The sequence below is a fragment of the Methanosarcina siciliae T4/M genome, assembly GCF_000970085.1.
GTDB lineage: Archaea > Halobacteriota > Methanosarcinia > Methanosarcinales > Methanosarcinaceae > Methanosarcina > Methanosarcina siciliae.
The window spans coordinates 4,501,239-4,526,703 of the sequence record NZ_CP009506.1 but is presented as its reverse complement, the minus strand read 5'-3'; the positions used below and the strand labels follow the sequence as shown (position 1 = coordinate 4,526,703).

Sequence of the window (25,465 nt, the reverse complement as noted above, 5' to 3'; positions counted from 1 at the left end):
CTTTGTTTTTTCGTCCCTTTTTTCTCCTCAATCAGATCATTGCAAACATATCTACTACATCATCGAAGTCTATCCTTCCGTTCCCGTTGAAGTCGAAATACTCCACCGGCATGTTTTCCTCTATCCAGTCCATGTTGTGGAAGTATGCCACTACATCTACGAAGCTGAACTCCCCGTTTCCGGTGAGGTCTTCATAGAGTCCGTCTCCATCAAGGTCCCTGGGGGCATATTCCTGATCCGGCAGGGGAGAAAGAAGGGTTACTTCAATTTTCCCTGTTAAAAACGCTGGCTCAACCGTGTCTCCGGAGTCGTCATCCAGACGGTCAACTCCTATCGAAAGGTTTGCTGATCCTGATTCCTTCCCAGAAACCTTAAGAGTTGCAAGCACAACACCTGCTGCTCCTTCCTTAACGGCATCTTCTCCGTCAACAGCTTTCAGGTAGATAGAAGTCGCTGGCAGGGAAGAGTTTTCAGTAATCAAAGCCCAGGAAGGGTACTCTATATCGACTATCTCGGCAACAGTCGGGTCGTCGAGAGCAACGGTCAGGTTGTAGCCTGAAAGGCCTGCAGGGAAATTGCTGGCAACGAGATTTATTTCAGTGGATTCGTTTTCTGAAACTGAGGAATTTTCAGGGTCGAAATAGAGAGTAACAGTTGACCCGGAAGCTTCGGAAACTTCTATGTAATCCGTTTTTAACTCAAAGTCAGTTCCGGCAGCATTTTCCACAGTCAGATTTACAGTGTAATTTCCGGCTGATGTGTACGTATGAGAGGGGTTCTGCTCAGTACTGTCAATCGAGCCGTCATTATCAAAGTCCCATGCATATGAAGAGATAGTTCCGGTTGATGCATCGGTGAAGTTTACTGTCAGTGGGGCGTTTCCAGAAGTAGGCGTCGCAGTGAAGTTTGCAACCGGAGCTTCAGGAAGTGGTTCGCTAACTACAATATATGCGTCCTTTACTTCCGAGTCGCTACCGGCTGCATTCGTGACCGTAAGATTGACTGAATAATTTCCTGAAGTCGTGTAGGTAAATGAAGGATTCTGTTCAGTATTGTCAATCGAACCGTCATTATCAAAGTCCCACGCCCAGGAAGTAGGGCTGTAAGTTGATTGGTCGGTGAACTGGACAGTTAATGGGGCATATCCGGAAGTCACATTGACAGAAAATTCGGCGACAGACACCGGCAAATATGCCGTATTAATTACACCAACGGCCTCCAGATCCAGACCTCCGGATCCCCAGGTAACCCACGCATCGTAGATGGGATTTCCAAGAGAATCCTTGAAGAAACCGTTGCCAGGTATGTCGACTACTCTCACGTAGTTGATATTGTTCAGATCCACACTACCGTTCAGGACCTCTGTCGTGTTCTCAAGGCAACTGAGATCGAACGGTGTACCCCACGAATTACCATAAGCATTGACATGCTTTCCCACCAGATTGGTCACATTGGTAGGATCAATTGTCCCATAACCTCCCACCAAACCAGGCGTCAGCGAGGCCGCTGGGAAACGCACAAAGGTGATGTTATCTGTGGATACCTCCACGAAGGCTAACTCGGCAAATATCCCTGAACCACTCATGAAACCATTCTCAAAGAGAGCCAGGTCGGGACCATCACCGTTAGCAATAGGCACATCAAATCCGAAAGTTACCGAACCCGGCTGCTCGCCGGCCAGGAGCTGACTCTCTTCAAGGTCTCCCAGGGAAACGATATCCATGTTGCTTCCGGTCACAGGGCCAAGAGCCTTGGCGGGGTCAGCAAAATTTGGGTTGATGCTCTGATTGGCAGGCGAATAATCGACGGCAACGGAAGCCCACTCCAGGAATACGGGGTTTACCACGTTATTAGGTCCATTGTTCAAGCATTTACCATCGCCATCAGGTCCCACGAAACCAGGTATAGCGGGGTCAGGAGCGCCGGGGTTGGTGTTATTCATGGAAGTAGAATAACTATTTACCAGGGACTTTGAGACCTCGACAAGGTCCACTTTCACCTCAGAATCACTACCTCCAGTCCCGGTTACTGTAAGGTTGACAGTATAAGTACCGACTGCAGCATAGATATATGAGGGGCTCTGTTCAGTGGAATCCACATTTCCGTCGTTGTCAAAGTCCCATGCATAGGAAGAGACAGTACCGGTTGATGCATCGGTAAAGTTCACTGTCAGTGGGGCATTTCCAGATGTAGGCGTTGCTGTAAAGTTGGCAACCGGAGATTCGGGAAGAGATTCGCTAACAACAATATATGCATCCTTCACCTCGGAATCGCTTCCCGCTGCACTGGTAACTGTTAGGTTGACAGTATAATTTCCGTCGGCAGTGTAAGTATGGACCGGGTTCTGTTCCGTGGAATCCACGTTTCCGTCGTTTTCAAAGTCCCATGCCCAGTCTGTGATGCCTTCTCCGGTTGATTCGTCGGTGAAGCCTACAGTCAGGGGTGCTTTTCCTGAACTCACATTGGAGCTGAAGTTTGCTTCCGGTAGAGATACTTCGGCTTCCTTGAACGCGTAAAGTTTTCCGCTTCCTGTACTGAATACCATATCGTCAGCAATTGCCGGTGAGCCTCCACAGCCTTTATAGCTCCATATTACTGTTCCTGTTTCTGCATCAAAAGCGTAGAGTGTTGATGAGCCTGTAAAGAGTCCTTCAGCTGCCCCTCCTGTAAAGACTTTTCCATCCGCAACAGCAGGTGAACATACCCAGTCTCCTATATTCTCAGAAGAATCCGTTACCCATATTGTTTTCCCGTCAGAGGCATTAAGGCAATATGTATTGAGGTCGCTGTATCCCGCCGTACCCGCCGACAAATAGACTTTTCCATTTACCACAGCTGGTGTTGAATCCGTAGGGGGTATATCGGGTCTTCCCCATATTTCATGTCCGTCGTTCAGGTCAAGCTTGTAGAATCCATCCTCTGTCCCGAAACTGTAAATAGAAAGGTACAGACCTTCATCGGTAACTGTTATGGAACCGCATGGGTTGCTTGATAACTCGTCATTTTCCCATATCAGTTCTCCAGTGGTTGCATTTACGCAGTAGACTGCATTTACGGTAGTCCATCCCGAAAGATAGACCCTATCCTCTTTGTAAGCAGGAGTAGACTGTGCATATAGCCCATCTACCTTGAAAGTCCACAGAAGTTCTCCCGTGTTTTCATCAAGACAGTAATAATTTCCTCCGTCCCAGTCGCTGGCAAATACCTTTCCATCTCCTATTGCCGGGCCGCCGTTACATGATGCAAGTTCACTCGGGTTCTGGAAGGTCCATAGAATATCCCCGGTAGAAGCATTTACACAGTAAGTGTTTTTCCCTGCAGATGCGAATACCTTTCCGTCATTGTAAGCAGGACATGACCATGAACCCCATTCCGGAGCCATTACGGTTACATTCCATATTTCTTCTCCTGTTTCCTCGTCAAAGGCAACAAGCTGTCCCTCGGAAGTCAGAGGGTTGCCATAGTCATCAACAGCGCCGTTGCATAGTCCGAAGACCATTCCTTCGGCAATAACCACGCTTGAACTCGGAACAAGGGAATACGTATCATTAAGAGGCCCGGCAATCCAGGCAAGGTTAGCGCTGTCAGGAGCATCAGAGCTACTATATCCACTGTGCTGTGCGTCCTTGTGGAACTGGTACCAGGTATCCTCGGATATCACAATTTCTTTAACTGTGATCATTCCCGAAATTTCCAGGGCATCGCTACCGTTTTCGTTGCTGACAGTAAGTTTTACGGTATAGCTACCTGTATCGTTATAGGTATAGCTCGGGCTCTGTTCGCTTGAGTCATCGTTTCCGTCGTTGTCAAAGTCCCATGCCCAGGAAGTAGGTGAACCTGTGGATTGATCCGTGAAATTAACGGTTAGAGGAGCAGTACCACTCGTTACATCCGCAGCGAAAGCAGCAACCGGTTCTACAGGCGTAGATGATTCGGATACAGTGATGTAGTCAGCTTTTACTTCAGAGTCGCTTCCGCCTTCCCCGGTGACCTTGAGGCTAACAGCGTAGGTTCCTGCATTGGAATAGGTGTAGCTCGGGTTCTGCTCTGTCGAGTCCACGTTTTCATCGTTGTCAAAGTCCCATGCCCAGGCGGTAATTCCATCGCCCGTGGAAAGATCGGTAAAGCTGACAGTTAGAGGTGCGTCTCCGGAAACGGGCGACGCGCTGAAGTCAGCGGTAGGTGCTTCAGGAACCTGCGAATCAGGAGTTGTGAGTCCGAAGATGTATTTGTTGTCGGTTCCGTAATAGACCCAGCCGTCAGAGATTGCAACTCCCGGAAGAGAAAAGTCCGTTTTGCCGCTTTCGATGTAACTCCATACAAGTTCGGGGCTTGTTGAATCGGGTAAGTCCTTGAGACAGTACACGCCTCCTATGGGTTTTGCGTTTACCGTGAAGTATATGTAGACTTCCCCGTCTCCGTTGTCGTAGTATGTGGAGATTGCCGGGGAGGACTGAACTATCCCTGTGCCTCCTACAGGATAATTCCAGATCACGCCGGTCAGGTCGGCATCAAGGCAATAAACCCCATTTCCATTGGATTTCATTATTTCTCCCGAACCTATGTATATTCTTCCGTTGTAATAGGCAGGAGTCGTGGTAGAGGCATAGGCGATGTTTACACTGTGTTTGTCGGATGTATTAAAGGTGGGGTCGGCAGGGTTAAAACCAAGAGCAAAGCAGTATCCTCCCGTAGACGTGAAGTAGACTCTTCCCGGGTCTTCAACATAAAGGATTGAGGACCGGATTTCTTTACAGTCTACCCCGAACTCTTCAGAGACATTTATTTCAGCAATGTCAGTTCCTGTATCCTTATTCACGGAAACAATGTGTCCGTCATTGTCTCCATAAACGAGGTAGTCCCCGATTACTGCAGCTCCTGCCCAATAGTAGGGCCCCTGACTGCTTACTTTAGTCGTTGCAGGGCGGCTCCAGACCTGGTTGCCGTTTTCGTCCAGGCAGAAATAATTCCGGGATTGCCCCATTGCTTCCCCGAAGTAGATTTTGCCGTCAGAATAAGTAATAGGAGTATCAATCTGATTATATGTGTAGCTGCTTACGGTTTTGTTCCACTTTGAGCTACCTGTTTGCGCGTCAAAAGCAAAAATCTTCCCATTGGATGTTGGCACAAAGACTGTTCCGTTTCCAACTGCTGCATTCCCGATAAGGAAGCCGAGACCCCCACTTGTGGATTCTTCCCAGACAAGTCCGCCTGTGGTCCTGTTAAAGGCATAGATGTGATTGTTACCCGCCACAGCATACATCATGTCTCCGGCCACTATAGGAGCCGAATCAACGTTTCCTCCCAGTTTGTACTCCCAGGAAAGTGTGGAGTTCACGGGGTCAGTTATAGGGGCTCTGTCTGCAGTTATGCCTGTGTTATAGGCATCTCTCTGGAACTGAGCCCAGTCGGAGCCCAGTACCGGCTGAGCAGCCGCTACCAGGAGCAATGTTAGACAAATCAGAAATATTTTCAATGTATGTTTGTTCATATTTTAGTTTCTCCTATTCTCTCATAGGGGTTCAGCCAGCCTGCGCGGAAATCCAAGATTGCCTGAAAATTAAGGGATTTTTTGATCGGGCAAAATTTTTTGCTTCAAGAGCTTTTCGGACCTTTGAAGTGAGCAGGAGCGGCCTGTTAATCTTTTTTTTCTACTTGCTTTTTTGACTTCTTTTGAATTTTATATTTCCCTACTTGAATATGGAATTAAAATCCAAAAAAATATAATGTATTTCCGTTCCGGTAAAGACGTTTAATGTTCGTCAAATTTTTCTGGAGACATGCCAAACATCCTTTTTATTAGAGGGAAGTTTTGGGCATGGAGTCGTCTAAAGTAAAAAATATGTGCATCAGTTCCTTATCTTTTTGAGACCTCCTGTGTTTTCATGGGGTTGGCGGTTGCCCTGGACGAAAGAGTTCCTTCTGCGTTTCAGGCACAAGGCTGCGAAAGGATGAGGTTTCGGACCTTTTCGAAGCGTTTTGAACAACCGTTTTTTTGAAGGATTTTGGAAAGACGGTTCCGGAAATTTTTCAATTTCCGAAATTTTTTATCTGTACCTTCAAGAGTTGGAATGAAAATTCATTTTTTAAGTTTCGGAATTTGTCAAAAATATCTTTCTCAAACAGTTAACTGTTAAGCTTTCTTACAGATAAAAATATTTGGCTAATGACCCTTAGCTTTATTACTAATAATGATATCTCCAATTGCGAAAAAAATTAGAGAGTTTTTCTGGATTTTTTCTTTTCCTATTTTTTCAGCTCCCTAACTTTACAGAATTTTTAGTACTGAATAAGTCAGATTTTGAATCATATATACGGCATTATTTTCAATGGCAGTTTAATTTTACCTGCTTTGGTCTATTTGAGAGTTGGAGGAGATTTATAAAATGCGAAATTTTGCGCTGAAATTTTTATGATGGCTGGCCATTATCTTCTTTTATTTCTCCATCAAGGACAGTCGGAATTACTGTTAGTTACGAAAATTTTATATTTCCTCATTTCCTAATCTTATTTCTCCTATGTTTTCATAGGGGTTTGGTTAGCCTGTGCGGAATCTCGGTCACGTCCAGATATAGGGTGTGTCCGGGAAAGGAATTCGGACCTCCTTGAAGCGGCAGGCTAACCGTTATCCCGAAAATGTGAGAACGATAAGGAAGATTGGGGACTTCAACAAAGTAGCCATTGCTTGTTTCTATCCCATTTCCCAATTTTGCCCATATTTTGAAACAAATCCATGGAACTGTTTTTGCTTTGTTCTGAAATCTTTTTTCTTTGTAACTTTTTTCATTTTGTTCCTTTTTTTGCCACCCAAACAACCCCACTCCAATTCTGAATTTTTCCCCGATTGGCAATTTCTAAGAATTCAAACTCTATCTGAATTATTGATGTGTATTGAACAATTTCTCAATCTTTCCGTGAACCTGAGGTGTCTTACTCCTTGCAAGTATTGGTTTAATTCCAAGTTCCTCAATGTGCTTTTTAAATTCGAGATCCTATGAACCATTCTTGTTGATCCTGTGAGCTCCGAATTCACTTCCGTTATCAATGATGAGTTCCCTTAAAGGGCATATATATCCAAGCACTCTCTGACAGGTTCACCAATCACTTTAATGGTGTTCTCTGTGTTGCGGTTTAATATTCTCTTTTCAAACTTGCAAGTGTGCTCTGCAAACGTACACCAAAGCTGAGAGTTAAAACTCAAAAGAGTATTACAAGACCAATTTTATGTTAATGTACTATAAGGCCGTTTCTTTAGCAATTCGCCTTAACAATGTTTGGAAAATATTCCAAAAAGAGGTTTTTTAAAGTATCCGGGGGACGAGGATACATAGGTAAAGAGATAGAGATCTTATTGTATAAACATGTACAAAAAAGAGAATTTAATGCTTAACCGATGACCAATGAAGCACTTTTGGGTTTATAGAGGGAAAATCATATAACTTTTTTTCTAAAGGGGATTAGAGTTTATGCAGAAAATACCGATTCTCAGCATCTTCCGCATAAACTCCTGATGCATTAGTTATTCCCTGTCTTTTTCAGCCAGGGTTTAACTGGCACTTATGTAGGAAGTATCTGGGAAGTATAAGCTCAACTTTTGTTCCTTCTAAGTTCGCTATGTAGTTACAATGAGTTTAACTCTCTTACACCTTTACTTCCAATAATTACTTATCTAAGTCACAGGATATAAACCTAATAAAAACGATAATAAGTTTGAACCTTAAAGGTAAGATAATTAAAATCTCTGCGAAGCTGCTTTCATGCTTTCATAACTTTACACCGATGAACTAATGCGATAAATCTGAATTTTTTATGTTTTTTTTGAAATAGTTTCTAAATATGTACTCCGATTTTAAACTGGTAACCATATATTCCATATTTCTCACATAGGAAATCATTTTTGCAATAATGTACGTATTGGATGTAAGTATTGGATTAATGTTCTGCTAGTTGTAAATCCTACAACCTCCTGTGATTATAAATAATTACTTCAAAAATATTATCAATAACCCAGTTATTTAACAATGGTTACCTTGAGAATTTTTCATCCTCGTAGCAAACTAACGGGGTATCCGAATGAAAGAAATTGATTGTGTAACTTAAAAAACTAATGTTTGTGATCCAAAAACTGCTTTTTTTATATTTTCTTTTCTTATGGTTTAACGCAAATCAATAATTTTTGAAGAACCGGTTGACGATATTGCTTTATGGTATCCGGCGTTTGTCTTAATTTTCGGCTGTAAATTCTCCGAAAATATATTAAACTCAGGTGACTGTGCATTTTAAGTTGGAAAGAATCACTTTCCTGTTACTTTTGTTTCTGTCTCCTGTAAAACTCGAGAAATTTCCAGTTTCATTTTTTGAAATCTGGCCTTGCTGGACTTTTCACGTAACACGGTTCCATATAATATTCCATGTAATATTAAACGGCCGAAGGTGGAAAAAAGGTGTTTCAGATTCCGATAAAGATTCCGATAAAGATTCCGATAATATTCTTCAGGGTTCCAGGGATTAACATCGGTTGGGGATAATATGAATAAAATTAAATGCAGTTTATTGTTACTAATTGTACTGTTTGTTTTTTTGCTTGTACCGGCTGTTTCAGCTTCGGAAAATAAGATAAATGTAATGTATGTGGGTTATGGAGAAAATTACGCCCTGAAAAAAGCCAGTACTACGACTGAGTATAGTGAGTACATAAATTTCACTAATGTCAATGCATACGGCTCCTCCTATGCGGCCAGCTCTTCCCTACTGAATGCAGCTGAAAGCGGGCTTATCGAAGAACAGGATGTTATATTATGCGATATGCTTTACAGCCCCATATATGATAGTATAGAAGATGCATTAAAAAGAGCCCATGACAACGGAACCGTTTTTGTGGATATCCGGTCTGAAAATGAGCCTGAATTTTTTGATTATGTATATAGGGACTCGCGAAAAAACCCTGTTCGCTACTATTATGACAGAATGGGAGGTAGCGGAACAGGCCTTGATTATGCAGAAAAATTGCTTATCTGCCTTGCAAAGGACTACGCAAACCGGTCGGATATCACCGCCGAATGGAACGTGAGCCTCATTAATCAGGCGGACTGGGCAAAAGTAAAAATCCTTTATCTGGGACACAACGGGTGCCCTTCTCTGGAACTGGCAAACCAAACAAATCGTTACAGAGATGATATCGAATTCCAGGTCCTTGAAGCTTACAACGAAGCAGGAGACGGCCCTGGCGACGAACTGAAAACTGCAGCATCGAGTGGGCTTCTGGAAGAGCAGGATATCCTGATCTGTGATAATCTTTCCAGTTCAATTTACAATTATGACTCAAACCTGTTTCCTGATATCTGCAACGCTGGAGTTTATATTGTAAACATCGAACCCCAGGATCATGCGTTGACCTGGAAAAATTTTTTTAATTACGTGTATGCTTACGAAACCAACGAAACAACTTCCGGGCAGTTTGGGGGACCGGTAGACTATGATACTACGATCGGTTATTACTATGACAACATGGGTACCGATACCGGAGAAGAAAAAAACAATGCGGAAAACCTGTTGATCTACCTCTCCAAAGAATACGGCTTCCGCCCGATATTAACAGAGGACTGGAATTTTGAAGACCTGGACGAAATCAAAATTATGTATCTGGGCCCGGAGCCAAATGATGCCCTTGAGCTGGCGGTCAACAACAGCCGCTACAGCAATTTGATTGAGTTTACCAACATCAAGGCATACGACAGTAACGGAGATCCCAGCGCGGATCTGGTGTCAGCAGTAGAAAGCGGAATGGTCGAAGAACAGGACCTGATATTCTGTGACCGGTTTTCATCTTCAATCTACGGGACCCTGAATGATACCTTCTGGCAGGCGCACACAGAGGGGGCGGCTTTTGTGGGCTTTAATTCCTCGGGTACTCCTTTTTATTTTGATTATGCCTCCGATGGACTTGCAGATGACCCTATTTGTAATTTATATCGCTATATGGGCACTGATGGGACGGTCAGGCAGAAGAACGCCGAATACCTGCTGCACTATCTTGCGGAAAACTATGCTAACCGTCCGGAAATAACCAATGACTGGGATCTGGTTCATATAATGTACCTGGGCTACGGGGCCAACTCTGCCCTTGAACTTGCAGAGCAGACAAACCCTTATAGCTCCGGTATCGAACTTTTGAACCTTAATGCATATAACGGCAGTTCAGGCCCGAGTGATGAGGTATTAATTGCCGGAAAATCCGGGCTTTTGGAAATGCAGGACGTTGTTGTATGTGATATGTTGAGCAGTGATATCTATGAAGCCCTCGGGGAATATCTGGAAAAAGCACATTCAAACGGGACGACAGTCATAGATATCTATTCATTTGACCCGCCTTCCCTTGCCCCTGACTATGTGGATTATGCTTACAACGGTTCGGAGAACAATACCTTTTGCAGTTACTTCCTCAACATGAGTGCAGAAACCGATGAAGGGCTCGAAAACGCCGAGAACCTGCTGATCTACCTTTCAAAAACATACGGCAAGAACCAGGACCTTACCGGAGACTGGTCATATATCGAAAGTTCCGGAAGCAGTATCCCGATGGTGGGACTTTATTATCCCGGCTCTGAAAACGAGTCCTTTTATTTTGAGGACACTTCAACATACCTTGCCTGGTATGAGCTTGGTGCTGAAAGCCACAGGAGCTATGACCCTGAAAGACCCACCATCGGGATCTGGTTCCATAGGACTGACATTCAAAACGGATATACCGGAGTTGTTGATGCCCTGATCCGGGATCTTGAAGACAGGGACTGTAATGTGATTGCAGGTTTTGACACTTTCGACAACATCACGGAGTATTACTGTGATGGAAGCGGGACTCCTCTGGTTCAGTGCATGATTTCCCTTAAAACTTTCAGGCTAAATTACAACAACCCTGAACTGGGAATTGAAGAACTTAAATATCTCAATGTTCCGGTCCTGAGGGGTATCGTGGCTGAGGAAGTCGAATATGTGGACGTTGCAGATAGCAGCCGCGGGATTCCTACCGATCAGGTCGTCCGAAAAGCTATCAGCCCTGACATGGACGGGATCTTCGAATATATTGTTGTTGGCAAGAGTGAAAAAAACAGCACCACCGATTTTTATGAGTACGTCCCGATGCCTGCCCAGGTAGATTGGATTACGAACCGTTCCATAAAATGGGCCGAGCTCAAGCGAAAGGAGAATTTAGAAAAGAAAGTCGCAGTAATCTATTACAACTATCCTTCAGGCAAAGATAATGTCGCAACTGCAAGCTATCTTGACGGCGTAACAAGTATATGTAAACTTCTTGAGGTTATGAAGGAAAACGGTTATGACATAGATTATGTCCCTGAAGATTCGGACGAACTTCTGGACCGGTTAATGCTTCAGGGATACAACGCAGGGTCCTGGGCCGAAGGTATGCTTGATAACCTCGTGGAAAACAGGGAGGACTGGGGTGTTGAACTGGTTCCCATAGAAACCTACCACAAATGGTTCGAAACCCTTCCCGAAGAGCTTCAAACATCTGTGATAGAAAAATGGGGAGAACCCTGGAATGAATCCGATGATGCGGACTCCAGCCCCATGATATGGGAAAACAGTAGTGGAAGATATGTTGTACTCCCGGCTGTCAGGTGCGGAAGTGTCTGGCTTATGCCTCAGCCTGCAAGAGGATTCTTTCAGGATGAGGAGGCTCTGTATCACAGCAGTGAGACCCCACCTACTCATCAGTACATCGCTTTTTACATGTGGTTAAATAACGAGTTCAAGGCGGATGCAATAATCCATCTGGGGACCCACGGCACCCATGAATGGCTGCCCGGCCAGGCCTGCGGGATGAACAGGACGAGTGAATGGTCCCCCATTTTGCTCGGGGATCTTCCCAATATCTACCCCTATATCGTGGCTAATGTGGGAGAGGGGCAGACTGCGGAATATCGTGGAAATGCCCTTATTATCGACCATCTTACTCCTACTATGGAAAGGGCAGGGGCATATGCGGAACTGGAAAACCTCACAAGGCTCATGCAGGAATATTACGGGCTCGAGATGAACACTCAGACCAAAGTTGCCTACCAGGCGGAGATTATTGAAGAAATGGACAGTTTGTCCCTTGACGAGGAGCTCGGAGTCAACACAACCGATCTTATTGCCTATAACACCACCGAGTTTGATCTCTTCGTAAGGGACATCCTGCATCAGTACATTGAAGATATCGAGGGAGATTACATCGCCTATGGCATGCACGTCCTATCCGAGGTTCCTTCCTGTAACAGCCTTGATCCGCAGGAGGACGAACTTACTGACGTTATCAGAGCCCTGCTGGGCAGCGGCTTTGAGGCCAATTTGACGAATGCCTTTTATCAGGAGTATCCGGAAGGGGTTCCTGAGAATGATACGAAGGTCAATAACCTGATCTGGGAAGTGATACGTAACGGAACGGATGTTCAGGAAGCCCAGAACCTGGTCTACGGCCAGAGTGATCCCCTGGTAAGTTCGGACCTTGAAAGGGGGCTCGGATATCTGGACTCGGTACTTGAACCCGATAACTCGGAACTGTTCTCTCTTATCAAGCTAATCGTGGGAGAAAAACTCAAAGCTGATCTCGAAATAGCGTTTTATTCAAATACCACCGGATACCCTGAAGGAATCCCGGAAAACGATACGAAACCGGATGATCTTCTCTGGAAAGTAGTTTGTGAGAATGCAGACTCTGAAGAAGCCCAGAACCAGTTATACGGCTTGAATAATTCCTCGGTAACAGCAGATCTAGAATTCGGGGTTGATTACAAAGACCAGATCCTTTATCCCCACTGGGATGAACTGGCATACATGGTCCGTTCAATGCTCGGTAGCTCTTTTGAATCCCGGGTCGAAGTGGCTTTCTATTCGAATACCACGGAGTATCCGCTGGGAATTCCCCTTACTGACACAAAGGTCGACAGGATGATCAGGGAAGTGATCGTCATGGATTCCACCCCTGAAGAGGCACAGCTGGCCATTTACGGAACCACAAACGACACTATAAGTGAGGACCTGCTTACCGGGCTTGAGTACAAGCAGAGACTTCTGGATTCGGATGTGGAATTGGACCGTATTCTTTCTGCCCTCGATGGTTGCTATATCCCCCCTGGGCCCGGAAACGATCCGGTATCCCGGACGGATGCCGTTCCTACCGGCCGAAATTTTTATGGGATAAACCCGGAGCTCTACCCCTCGAAAGCCACATGGAAGATGGGCAAACTCCTGGCCCAGGAGCTGCTTGTGGACTATTATGAGAAATATGGGGAGTATCCGCACAAAGTCGCATTCTCCAGGTTCGGGGTGGACTTCATTCAGGACCACGGAACCCTTGAAGCTGAGATTCTTTACCTGCTGGGAGTAAAGCCTGTCTGGGACGATAACGGCATAGTCCAGGGAGTGGAACTGATCCCGGAAGAAGAGCTTTTGCCCAGCTACGATTCTTCAATGCCCGGAAGACCGCGGATAGACATCGTTTACGTAACGGCCGGGATGAGAGATTCTTTTCCGGATAAAATCGAGATGGTTGATGATGCGGTAAAGCTTGCAAACCTTGCACCGGCTGGCAACTATCCGAACTATGTGAATGAAAGCACGCAGGCACTCTATGACGAACTATATGAAGCATACTTAAATGAAACCGGAAACGCCACGGAGGCTGCCGCTCTTGCAAAATCCCTTTCCACCATGCGGTGTTATGCCGTAAAAGACGGGACCTACGAGCTTGGGGTATCCAACCTGGTAGAGGCCAGCGGAAACTGGGGCGATGAGGAGGCGATCGCGGAACTTTACCTGAACACCATGGGGTATGCTTACGGAAGCGAGATGTGGGGGTACGAAAGTTCGGAGCTTTTTGCCCATAACCTTGCGGATGTGGATGCTAGCGTCCATTCCTCGACATCAAATCTCTACGATGCTTTTGATAACGATGATTTCTTCCAGTATTTCGGAGGCCTGAACCTTGCGGTTTACTACCTTACCGGGGAATATCCCGAGATGTATGTCTCGGATACCAGAGATGCGGATGGTGCTGAAATGGTCACGCTGCAAGAATTCCTCAGTAAGAACCTGCGGTCCACTTACTTTAACGACAAGTGGATAGAAGGCATGATGGGATCAGGTTACTCCGGAGCCTCCATGTTTTCCGAGTTTGTAGACAACGTCTGGGGCTGGGAGGTTACCACTGACCTCATCAGCGACGATGTCTGGGAAAATATCTATGAGACCTATATCGATGACCCTGAGATGCAGGAATGGTTTGATGACAACAGCCCCGGATCATTCCAATCAATTACGGGACGGATGCTGGAAGCCGCCCGCAAAGGTTACTGGGACTGTGACTCCGGGACTCTTGAGAGTCTTGCAACATCATATGCCGAGTCTGTTGCAGAAAACGGGGCAACCTGCTGTCATCATACCTGCGGAAACGTCCTTCTCACCGAATTTGTGGAAGGTCTTGTATCCGTACCCGGCTTCAGTCAAGCAATGGAAGATGCTACAAAATCCGGTGAAATCGATAACAAAGATCCTACAACGCCCAGTGAACTCGAGGAAGAGGAAAATAAGTCCCATTCCGGCAGTAGTACTGGGAAAGCCGAAGTTGTTTCCGGCTCGGGAAACCAGACACAAGCAGACATTTCGGATGTAGGGTACGGCACGGACACAAGCCAGCCTGTCCCGGACACACAGAAAACGGGGGACTCCAATTATATTGAAGGGTATGAGATGCAAAAAGAATCCATCCAGAAAGAAAGTCCCTATTCGGGGATGTCTTTTTCAGGAGCCGATATCGTGGGGGTGCTCTTTGTAATTGTAAGTCTCAGTGCAATCTATATAGGGGTAAGAAGAAAGAAACTCTGACCTTCGATTGAAAGGTCAGATTTAACTTTTTTTCGTATCAATTTTCATGTACTTTTTGACCCGAAAAATTCCCCAGTTAAAAATACTTAAGTTAAAAATATTTGATTTGTTTAAGAACCAGTTAAAAAATTCACAACTAAAAAGAAATTGAATAAATGTTTATTCTGAAAGATAACACTTGTTATTCAAATCCAATTATATATCAAGTTTGTTTTAAAATAAATATTGATTTTCGAAATCCTGCTTTTTAAATTACAGCGTATGAAAACTCGATTACAGGGCTGAAAACTAAATTGAGGTTTAATAATGGAAAAATGATCTTTCCGGGAATTTTACCGAATCTGTTCCAAAGTTTTTGCTCTCTGGCTATGGAATTTGTACGAACAATTTCGATTAATTGTATGAAAAATTTCAATCATTGGAATCGGGAAGGCTAAAATATGAATCTGAATGTAAAAATAAAATTTATTCCGGTTATTTTGCTTTTTCTGTCCATTTTATTATTTTCCTCAACAACCATAGCTTCCAACAATACCGATACCTGGAGCCAGTTCCATAAAGACGTTGCAAACACCGGTTTCTCCTCGGGTGAAGCTCCTGATACTGGAAAACTGCTCTGGGTAAGTGACCCTATCTGGGCAATTCCCAGCTCTTCGCCTGTTATTGCTGAGGGGAAAGTCTTTGTCAAGTGCGGAGTAGACCAAGTCAACTCGATGTCAACAACTCCCGAGGAATTGAGGATAGTGACCATTGATGAATATACGGGAAATATAATTTCTTCCGATGAAATAGGTCCGGTTACACCCTGTTGGTCTTCTCTTTGCTATGACAACGGAAAGATATGGTATGGACGGGCGGATGCTCTCAACGGTGGGCCAATGGTTGCAGATGGGAAAGTATTCGATAGTGATGGCGAATCTCACCATTATTACTGTACGGATGCCGAAACCGAAGAGGAACTCTGGAACTTTACAGTTACCGGTGTTGCCATTGGCACACCAGCTTATTACGAAGGAAAGGTTTACCTGACAAGCGGACCACTCTTTAGTTCTCCGGGTCACGTTTACTGCGTCAATGCGGAGAATGGGGACGAGCTCTGGAACCAGACGCTCCCTTATGAGGCAGGCGGGTCTCCTGCAGTTTCTGAGGGAGTTGTCTATGCAACCACTTACGACGGAAATCTTTACGCACTGGACGCCGAAGACGGTTCAATCCTCTGGAGTGAAACCGTTCCAAGCACCGATGTTTCTTCCACCCCGGCTATTGCTTACGGTAACGTCTACATATCAGGTGGATGCCCCGGAATTAGCACAATTGAAACCTACTGTTTCAACGCAACAACCCATGAAATGGTCTGGAATACGTGTGGGGAAGATAAGATAGGGGGCTGGACTGCGTCAGTTGCTGTTGCAGACGGCATGATCTTTGTAGGAAAATACGCCGAAGATGATTACTTCGGATACGCTGGCACATATGCTCTCGATGCTTATACAGGGGATGTAGTCTGGAGTTATCCCTCTGGGGGCGCTTCACCTGCAATTTCCGACGGGATACTCTTCACAATTGGAGCTGACGGAAGGGTCTATGCTTTTGCCGACCCTGAAGAAGTTTTGCCATCGGTTTCTATCAAGTGCAATATGTCCGACCTTGGTTTTGGGTCTCTGGCTTCTGGCGAGAGAAGCGTCGTACACCTGAATATCACTAATGCCGGAAACTCTAATGTGACCATTTCAGCCGAACCTGAAGAAGGCAACACTCAGCTGTACAATGATTCGCTCTTCTTAGGGTCCAATTTCTGGAACCAATATTCACAGCTGATCTCAAGCCTAAACACGGAAGAAGTGGAACTCGTGCTTGATGTGCCTGCCGGATACGAAGGCGAGCTGGATCAAGCAGGAGAATGTTTGATTTTCTGGGGGGAGGAGGTATAAAACCTGTTCTTTTCATCCATATTTCAGGTGTGGAATACGTTATGAAATATCCCAAAGTTCCTCCTGATTTCATTATTTTAATTTACAAATTATTGTAAAGTTCTTTGTGTATTAAGATAAAAAACACTTTGAGGTATATAATATGCTTAAAAAAATTGCAATAATTATGACCATATTTCTCATATCGGTCCAGGCTGTATCTGCAGCAGAGGTAGGAGTAGGGGTCAGCCCTGGAAAGCTGAGTTTCGAGCTTAATCCCGGAGCTCAGGAAGAACAATTGTTATACGTGATTAATACTGGCAGTGAATCTGCAAGTTATGAAATCAATATCGATGACTCTACATATGAGAGCTGGTTCTCTCTATCTCCCTCTTCTTTTACTCTCCAGGCCGGGGAAAACAAAGAAGTAAAAGTAATACTCACTGTGCCTTCTTCTGCCGAAACTGATGTGGACTGTAAAATTTTGGTTTATCCTACTTCCGGAACTGAAGTGATGACCGGGATACGGGTCCCGGTCCATGTTGATGTGGTTAGTTCCAATTCCGGCAGTTCTTCCGGCAGTTCTTCCAGCAGTTCTTCTGGCGGTGGTGGGGGTTCTCCCGAACCCGCCAGTAACGTTAGGGTAAAGGAAATTTCCCAGCAGTTTGTTACAAACGGAAATCATATTAAATTTGAGTTTCCGCAGAACGCCACTCCGGTTACTTATATAGAATTTGATGCCAAAAAGAGTGCAGGGAAAATCACCACTATTGTTGAAGAGTTGAAAGAAAAATCGACACTAACTCCAACCGAACCTGAAGGAAATATTTACCGGTACCTGAACATCTGGGTAGGAAACGAAGGTTTTGCAACCCCGGAAAACATTGAAAATTCGAGCGTTGGTTTCAAGGTAAGCAAAGCTTGGGTGACAGAAAATGAGATTGATATAGATTCAATCACTTTCCAACACTTTGCTGATGATATATGGAATTCACTTTCGGCTGAAAAAGTGGATGAAGATGACGAATATGTCTATTTCGAGGCTAAAACTCCCGGTTTCTCTCCATTTGCCATAACCGGACAGAAAACTGGATATTCAACTGAAGTCAAAGCAGATGAAGAAGAATCCGGTATTCAAGACATGGAGACCAGGAATTCTGTTGAAAGTGAAAATGAAGGAGAAAATGATGCAGAACCCAGTCCTGGATTTTGCTCTATTCTCACAGGTGCGGGAATTATAATTTCTGCTGTAATAATAGTAAAGAGAAAATCTTTATGATGAAAGTCTCAGTAAAGTATTTCCGGTAAGTGTTTCGAGTAAGAGTTTAATACATTTTCATAGGTTAAGGATTCCATTCCTTTTCCTCTTACTCTTTTTTGATCAATTCCTCTAGTATTATGATTGCTGTCCATATTAGAGCCTCAATTACCATATTCTTTGTTTCGTACATTCACACTATGGGTGTAAAATTTACGTCGCAGTTCCCTATGTTTTTGAGATGAAACCCTGAGCTCACTGGTTTTTCCAGGGTACAGTTTCACGAAATCCAGGGCTGAAAGGTAGATCTCAGGGGAAATCACAGAAAAGATGATGATATTCAGGGAAACTTCTGAAGAGCTTTTCTGGCTCCATGAGACTCAAGAAGGAAAAAAGGGAGAATAGAAGGGAATATGGGGAAGTTTTCTCCATTTTCCCGTCATCTTTTTTCTTCTCTTAGATCATTCCAAACATCCGCACTACATCATCAAAGTCTATCCTTCCGTTTCCGTTGAAGTCGAAGTACTCCACTGGCATGTTTTCCTCTATCCAGTCCATGTTGTGGAAGTACGCCACTATATCTACGAAACTGAACTCTCCGTTTCCGGTGAGGTCTTCATAGAGTCCGTCTCCGTCAAGATCCTTTGGAGCATATTCCTGATCCGGCAGAGGAGAAAGAAGGGTCACTTCAATTTTTCCGGCTAAAAACTCTGGCTCTATAGTTTCTCCTGAATCGTCATCCAGACGGTCAACACCTATAGAAAGGTTCGCTGATCCTGATTCCTTTCCAGAAATCGTGAGAGTTGCAAGCACAACATCTGCTGCCCCTTCCTTAACAGTATTATTCCCATCAACAGCCTTCAGGTAGATAGAAGTTCCAGGCAGGGTAGAGTTCTCAGTAATCAAAGCCCAGGAAGGGTACTCGATATCAACTATCTCGGCAACAGCCGGGTTGTCGAGAGCAACGGTCAGGTTGTAGCCTGAGAACCCTGCAGGGAAAAGGCTGGCAACGAGATTTATTTCAGTAGATTCGTTTTCTGAAACTGAGGAACTTTCAGGGTCGAAATAGAGAGTAACTGTTGACCCGGAAGCTTTGGAAACTTCTATGTAATCCGATTTTAACTCAAAGTCCGTTCCAGCGGCATTTTCCACAGTCAGGTTTACGGTGTAATTTCCGGATGAAACGTATGTGTGAGAGGGGTTCTGCTCAGTTGAGTTTGCTCCGTCCCCGAAGTCCCATTCCCAGGCAGTAGGCGAACCTGTGGACTGATCCGTGAAATTCACAGTGAGAGGATCAGTCCCTTCAGTTACGTCAGCCGTGAAAGCAGCAACGAGTTCCGGTTCTACAGGTGTAGAAGATACGGTGATATAATCGATCTTTACCTCGGAATCGCTTCCTCCATCATTTGAAACCGTAAGGCTAACTGTGTAGTTACCGGTCGAATTATATGTATGCGAGGGATTCTGCTCGGTAGAGTTGGTACCGTCCCCGAAGTCCCAGGACCAGGAAGTTGGGGAACCTGTAGAGTCATCTGTGAAATTGACTGTAAGTGGTGAGTTTCCGGAAAGCGGAGCTGCATTGAAATCAGCAACGGGAATTTCGGACTCGTTTTGTACTCCTGCCAGCCCGAAAAGGTATCCTTTATCGTTCCCGTAGTACAGCCATCCCCCGACAAGCGCCACACCCTGAAGAGTGTACTGGTTCTTTGAATCTTCCGGTTGGAAATACCATTCCTCGGACGTCATATTAGTGTTAGTTGCATTGTCCCTCAGGCAGTAGAGCCGTCCGTACTTGGCGTTCGTTGTGAAGTATATGTAAACTTCCCCGTCCCCGTCATCGTAAGCTGTGGACACGACCGGTGAGGACTGGACGCCTCCAGTGGTACCTGTGAAACTCCAGATCACGGAGAGATCTGTGCTGTTCAGACAGAAGAAGGGAGAAGAAGCCTGGAAATTGCCTGAGCCGAGATAAACTCTGCCGTTGTATATCACGGGTGTGGATGTGGACTGGGCGCCAAAGGAGGCACTTTGAACTTTTGAAGAGTTGTTGAAGGTGCCTTCAGGGCTCATTTCGATGCTGATGCAGTATCCGTTCTTGGTGGAGGTAAAGATGCGGTTGCTTTCTTCATCATAAACAAGGGTGGAGCGGATCTCACCTGCGCCAATATTTATCTCGTCAACGAGGGTACCGTTAACCTTATAGAGCGAGGTCAGGTAACCATCATCGCCTCCGAAGACCAGGTAGTCCCCTACCACGGTTGCGCCTGCCCAGTAGTATCCCTTGTTACCATGGGTACAGTCCCTGTTCCAGACTTCGGTTCCGTCTTCTGTATAGCAGTAGTACTTACCGGCATAGTTGGAAGGAATCCACTGCCCGAAGTATATCCTTCCGTTGTCGTAGACCACGGGTGTGTTCAGCTGGTGATAGAGACTGCTGGATGAAGGTTTATTGCTTTCCACAGAGTCGTTCCAGAGCTCAGTTCCGGTCCAGGCATCAAAGGCAAAGATCCTCGAATCTGCCGTGGGCACGAATATCTTCCCGTTGCCGTATGCAGGGTTCCCCAGCTGGAAACCGGAGCAATCGGGTATGGGAGTTTCCCAGTTGAGAGCGCTCGTGGTTCGGTTGATAGCCCTTACATGCCCATCCGTGGAGATCACATAAACGGACCCGTTCACAACCACAGGCACCGTATCGATACCCGCCATCCCTGTGCCATGGGTATAAACGTCCCACGAGACTTCTTCATCCGGGGCCGTTATGGGACCACGATCGGATGTCAGACCGGTATTGTGGAGATCTTTCTGGAAAGAGGGCCAGTCTTCCCCGGGTTCTGCAGGTATATAAGATTTAGATACAGTTATATAGTCAGGCTTCACCTCGGAATTGCTCCCGCCAGTACTGGTAACTGTTAAGCTGACGGTATAGTTTCCTTCGGCAACATAGGTATGGACCGGGTTTTGCTCAGTACTATCAACAGTTCCATCATTCTCAAAGTCCCATGCATAGGAAGAGACTGTACCGGTTGATGCATCGGTGAAGTTCACTGTCAGTGGGGCGTTTCCAGCAGTAGGTGTCGCAGTGAAGTTGGCAACCGGAGCTTCAGGAAGCGGTCCGCTAACTACAATATATGCGTCCTTTACTTCCGAGTCACTACCGTCTGCATTGGTCACGGTGAGGTTGACAGTGTAGCTGCCTGCGTCGTTATAAGTATAACTCGGGTTCTGCTCGGTAGAGTCCACGTTTCCGTCGTTGTCAAAGTCCCAGGCCCAGGCTGTAGGTGAACCCGTAGAAAGGTCTGTGAACTGGACTGCCAGAGGTGCGTTTCCTGAAAATGGGACTGCACTGAAGTTAGCTACAGGTGTATTCTGTGGTTCGTTCGGGTGCAGATAGTTTTCGTAGCCTGCCATCAGCGGTGCGTGGTCAGTGCCGAGGCCGTCGGGTATCGTGTATGGGGTGTTGCCGATTCCGTTTCCGTCAGCGTCGCTGCCTGTGTAGGCAGAGCTCCAAAAGTTGCCCAGGTAACCGGAGTAGGTTGCACCGTTGTAGTTGTATTCTATGGGTTCGGTGGAGTTGAAGTAGGTGTTGGTTGGAATTGAGCCACCAAATGGCATGCTTGCACTTCCTGCACCTATATTGTTCAGGTATATGCTGTTATTATCTCCCTCGTATATTCCAATAGATACCCCGTCACCGTTTGAAGTAAAATCATTCCCCCTAACTATACAGGACTCCGGGAATACTAACATGACTGCTGTAGCGTCATTGTTTATGAAAGTATTACCTATTATTTGACCATAGGCTCCTTGCAAATATAGAGATCCGTATGTACCGGGTGAATTTATGAAAGTATTATTTAACAATTTACAGTTATTTACTGTTTGAGCACGTAGTCCGGAACCTCCACCGGTTGCGTTTGCAATAATATTGTTCTCAAAGGTTACATTGTCGCTTTCAATTTCAACACCATTGGATGCGGTTAGCCCTTCAAACACACAATTTCGGATGATGCTGTCTGGAGCAGGGCCATAAGTACCTAACCTTATTCCACAAGCAGAGTTGACAAATTTAATACCTTCAACGATACATCCATCCGCCTCCTCGCCAGCGTTATTGCTCCCAATTATCAATCCCTCAGTATCAAGTAAATCCCATGATACAACATCCGCACCTTCTCCTGTCAACGTGACATAAGTGTTCGTCATTACAGAGCCTGAGCCGCTTATTACATATGTCCCGTTGTAAACATATATCGTATCTCCCGAGGATGCGGCATTTAATGCGTCACTTATACTTGTGAAGTCAGCGCCGCCGTCGTCGTCAACATAGTATGTCGTCGCCGATACAGGCATCGCTATCATTGCACTTAACAGTGCAACTATACAAAAATAATAGATTTTTCCCATATCTACCACCAGTTAGACTTGTTAATTTTGATACATGTGTTGTCTCTAGAAAGCCTAAGAGGCTGTCTTTAAATTCAAACCAGTTCTACATTTGGATAGTAGGCGTTGTTGATCTGAAGTTCAGACTGTAAATTAATTACATCGGACTTATTCGCACGGCACATAAAATCAAATGCATTAGGCACCATGGTTAAAATTTACACTTTAGGCACATAACGATTTAATGCTGCCGTTTTTGGTCCAAATATGTGAGTCCTATCCCAATTGTATAATCAAATTTAATTTTAAGACACGCTCTTAAAAAAGAAAAAATGATTATGTTATGGTGTTGCCACCAGTTTAACATAATCTGTTTCGATGTGTGATTGATACGTATTAAAGAGATCCGAAGTCTGGGCATTCTTTTGCACAATCAGCACGGTTACTTTATCCGAATTGATGTAGTTGCTGATGCCGGATGTCACCTCTCCTGTCAGGGTACCATCCGTATCAACACTGTTATCATCCAGATTCTCATATCCCGTGCCATTCCAGATGTACAAGTAGGCCCCGTCGCCAGCAGAATCATGGTAGGCCTTACCGTTCCATGTTACATTGATGGTGTCGATCCATTGTTGCATGTTGCTGTCAATGCTGAAAACGAAACGTTGCGCCGCATATTTTCCGGTATTACTCGTTGTGAAAACTTCGCGTACTTCGTTATCGCTTTCAATATTGGAATAGGCGGCTATATTTCCATTTGGAACCGTGGAACTGCTTGGATTGACAGAAGAGACTTCTCCTTCATATGCAAAATGGTCGGTTCCGGCGCCAACGGTGAAGTCGTACGTCTTCTTCCCAAAGGCGTATACTTTGCCGTCATCTCCGATGGTGAAGATCATGCCGTCTGCAACGATAGGGGAGCAGCCTCCGCCTTCATAGCTCCAGATGATATTGCCGTTGGACGCGTTCAGGGCGTATGTGCCGTCACATCCCATGGCGTAATACGGTGCTCCCCATGGTCCCCATTCGGTAGTGGGCTTTCCTACGAACACCTTACCATCTGCAACAGCAACCGAACAGGTCCAGTCGCCGATCTGGTCCGAAGCCGTTGTGTTCCACATCTTGGTTCCGTTCGGAGCGAAACAGTATGTCATCATATCGCTGTATCCGCGGCATCCTCCGCAAACATAGATGTATCCATTATCATCGATTGCAGGCGTAGAATCCGTCCTCATAATGGACCTGTTCCAGTACTCGGTCCCATTGTCCATGTACAGGGCATAAAGGTCCCCGTCGCTGCCGAAGTTGTAGGTGGTCACGTAAAGGATTCCGCTAGAGGTGTTAAGGCTCGCTGAGCCGCAGCAATCGAGCGGAATATCCTTATGCCATTTCTGTGTGCCATTGTTCACATACACACAATACACATGGCCGTTACCTGAACCGTTATAGGCATAGCCCCAGCTCGTCAGATAGACCTCACCGTCATAATAGGCCGGTGTTCCCTGTGCATACCCGCTTACCGTAAAATTCCAGAATTCGTTAGAGGTATCTTCGCCATGGTTATAACCGCTTTCATTGTAGCAATAATAATGATTACCGTCCCAGTCGCTCTGGAAGATCTTTCCATCCGCTGCCATGGGACCGCCGTTACAGGCGTCCGTTCTTGCGCGATATATGCTTCCGTTGTAGTAACACGGAGATGCCCATGAATCAAGGCCGTTATCACCGGGCCCATTTACTTTAAGTCCTTCGTTTTTCCCGGTGTACATATTCAGGGCAGTTACATTTTCATTGCCACAGTTGACATAGATCAGACCATCAGCAACTACAAGAGATGAACTCGGCTGTGCACCTATATCCTCACTTATCCATGCTGTAAAGTTCGTGTCCGGAGCCGTAGAGTCCGAATATCCGGTATGCTGAGCGTTCATGTGGAACTGTGCCCATCCCGAGCCCAGCGCCGGCTGAGCAGCCGCCACCAGGAGCAAGGTTAGACAGATAATGAATATTTTCAGGGTGTATTTGTTCATTTTCGTTTCTCCTATTTTTCATAAAGATTCGACCGGCCTGCGCGGAAATGTGTGATCCTCTGAAAATTTGAAAAGTTATTTTTATCGAAAGAGGATTTTTTAGTTGAGGATTTTTCGGCCTTTTGAAGAGAGCAGGATCCGGCGAATTTTGTTTTTCTTTTTTATTCATCTGGATTTTAGAGGTCAGCCGGTTTTGAAGCCCATTTTCGGGTGCTTCCGGTGATCAGGTGGAAGATTACAGCATTTCAAAATCCAAAAAATGCCGAATCTGAAAAACACGGCTCTAATTAAAAATTCAAAATATAGTCTTCAAACAAAAGTCTGGCAGTGTACCAATTTTTCTAAATAATTACAAATTTTAGAATTTCATTAAGTCAAAAATTCAAGACCCGTAGATTAGTTCTACATACCGTGTCCAAAAAATCGACTTTAAATTACAGCAAATTCGCGATACTGCCAAAGTCTAATAAGACTTACGCAATTGAATTTAAAACCACGAGCGAGAAAGACTTAACCGTATAAACTATAATAATGTTGATAAGCCCGCATGTGCCTGCTTTTTTTATTTCAAGTGCCGTAAGTCCTATCTAATATATTCATCTAGATTTTTGCTGAAGAGTGTGCCTGACTTTCCAGTTTCAGGAATAAATTCAGGCATAGAACCGTACAAAGAAAAATAAGTACTCAATTTCTTATCTTTTTGAAGACCTCCTGTATTCTCATAGGGTTGTCAGTTGGTCTGAGCGGAAGAGTCTGTCTGCATTTCGAATTCCATATTGCAGAAAGATCAGGTTTCGGACCTTTTTGAAGTGTCAGAACAACTGGAGTTTTTAAAGTTTATCCGGAACATATGCTGCGGAAATTTTGATCTTTCCTGAAATAATTGATTGAACTAATTGTATCTGATTGAACTAATTGATTATATTGCCTTTGCAGATAAAAATCTTTGGCTAATTATTATTGGCCCTTTGGATAACAACTTCCTATTTGAATTT

At 45.0% G+C, this 25,465-nt stretch carries 7 protein-coding genes and 2 pseudogenes; 3 read left to right on the top strand and 6 right to left on the bottom strand.

Going from position 1 to position 25,465, the window contains the following annotated elements; all coding sequences use genetic code 11:
- Positions 1-31: 31 nt before the first annotated feature.
- From MSSIT_RS25115 to MSSIT_RS25800, 4 genes and pseudogenes are all read right to left on the bottom strand, one after another.
- The gene (locus tag MSSIT_RS25115) at positions 32-5,491 is read right to left on the bottom strand and encodes a PKD domain-containing protein (protein ID WP_048174007.1); all 5,460 of its coding nucleotides are present in this window, start codon (positions 5,489-5,491) and stop codon (positions 32-34) included.
- 1,033 nt (positions 5,492-6,524) lie between these two features.
- Positions 6,525-6,707 (bottom strand): hypothetical protein, encoded by a 183-nt coding sequence (locus MSSIT_RS25110; protein ID WP_197082086.1) that lies wholly within the window; start codon positions 6,705-6,707, stop codon positions 6,525-6,527.
- 174 nt (positions 6,708-6,881) lie between these two features.
- Positions 6,882-7,126, bottom strand: a pseudogene (locus tag MSSIT_RS25105) (IS481 family transposase); the annotation flags it as partial.
- Positions 7,127-7,134: 8 nt separating this feature from the next.
- Positions 7,135-7,329, bottom strand: a pseudogene (locus MSSIT_RS25800) (IS4 family transposase); the annotation flags it as partial.
- Positions 7,330-8,529: 1,200 nt separating this feature from the next.
- On the opposite strand from MSSIT_RS25800, the gene MSSIT_RS18950 reads away from it, so the two are divergent.
- The 3 genes from MSSIT_RS18950 to MSSIT_RS18940 all read left to right on the top strand — a co-directional run bounded on the left by MSSIT_RS18950 (position 8,530) and on the right by MSSIT_RS18940 (position 18,075).
- Positions 8,530-14,886 carry a cobaltochelatase subunit CobN gene (locus MSSIT_RS18950; protein WP_048174003.1) on the top strand — a complete coding sequence of 2,119 codons (6,357 nt, stop codon included), beginning with the start codon at positions 8,530-8,532 and terminating at the stop codon, positions 14,884-14,886.
- A gap of 440 nt (positions 14,887-15,326) precedes the next feature.
- Complete coding sequence (locus tag MSSIT_RS18945; RefSeq protein ID WP_048174002.1) at positions 15,327-16,817, top strand: PQQ-binding-like beta-propeller repeat protein; 1,491 nt, start codon at positions 15,327-15,329, stop codon at positions 16,815-16,817.
- A gap of 142 nt (positions 16,818-16,959) precedes the next feature.
- Positions 16,960-18,075 (top strand): PGF-pre-PGF domain-containing protein, encoded by a 1,116-nt coding sequence (locus MSSIT_RS18940; protein ID WP_048174001.1) that lies wholly within the window; start codon positions 16,960-16,962, stop codon positions 18,073-18,075.
- Positions 18,076-18,510: 435 nt separating this feature from the next.
- On the opposite strand, the gene MSSIT_RS25410 is transcribed toward MSSIT_RS18940, so the two are convergent.
- Both MSSIT_RS25410 and MSSIT_RS18930 read right to left on the bottom strand, forming a co-directional pair.
- A complete protein-coding gene (locus tag MSSIT_RS25410) occupies positions 18,511-22,458 on the bottom strand; it encodes a PKD domain-containing protein (RefSeq protein ID WP_052721725.1) in 3,948 nt (1,315 codons plus the stop codon).
- A gap of 320 nt (positions 22,459-22,778) precedes the next feature.
- Positions 22,779-24,470 (bottom strand): outer membrane protein assembly factor BamB family protein, encoded by a 1,692-nt coding sequence (locus MSSIT_RS18930; RefSeq protein ID WP_052721724.1) that lies wholly within the window; start codon positions 24,468-24,470, stop codon positions 22,779-22,781.
- Positions 24,471-25,465: the final 995 nt, after the last annotated feature.

Bases quoted from the DNA above. Each gene is read 5' to 3' on its own strand.
- MSSIT_RS25410 (WP_052721725.1), bottom strand. From the start codon at position 22,458: ATGGGAAAAATCTATTATTTTTGTATAGTTGCACTGTTAAGTGCAATG.
- MSSIT_RS18940 (WP_048174001.1), top strand. From the start codon at position 16,960: ATGCTTAAAAAAATTGCAATAATTATGACCATATTTCTCATATCGGTC.
- MSSIT_RS18950 (WP_048174003.1), top strand. From the start codon at position 8,530: ATGAATAAAATTAAATGCAGTTTATTGTTACTAATTGTACTGTTTGTT.
- MSSIT_RS25115 (WP_048174007.1), bottom strand. From the start codon at position 5,491: ATGAACAAACATACATTGAAAATATTTCTGATTTGTCTAACATTGCTC.
- MSSIT_RS18930 (WP_052721724.1), bottom strand. From the start codon at position 24,470: ATGAACAAATACACCCTGAAAATATTCATTATCTGTCTAACCTTGCTC.
- MSSIT_RS18945 (WP_048174002.1), top strand. From the start codon at position 15,327: ATGAATCTGAATGTAAAAATAAAATTTATTCCGGTTATTTTGCTTTTT.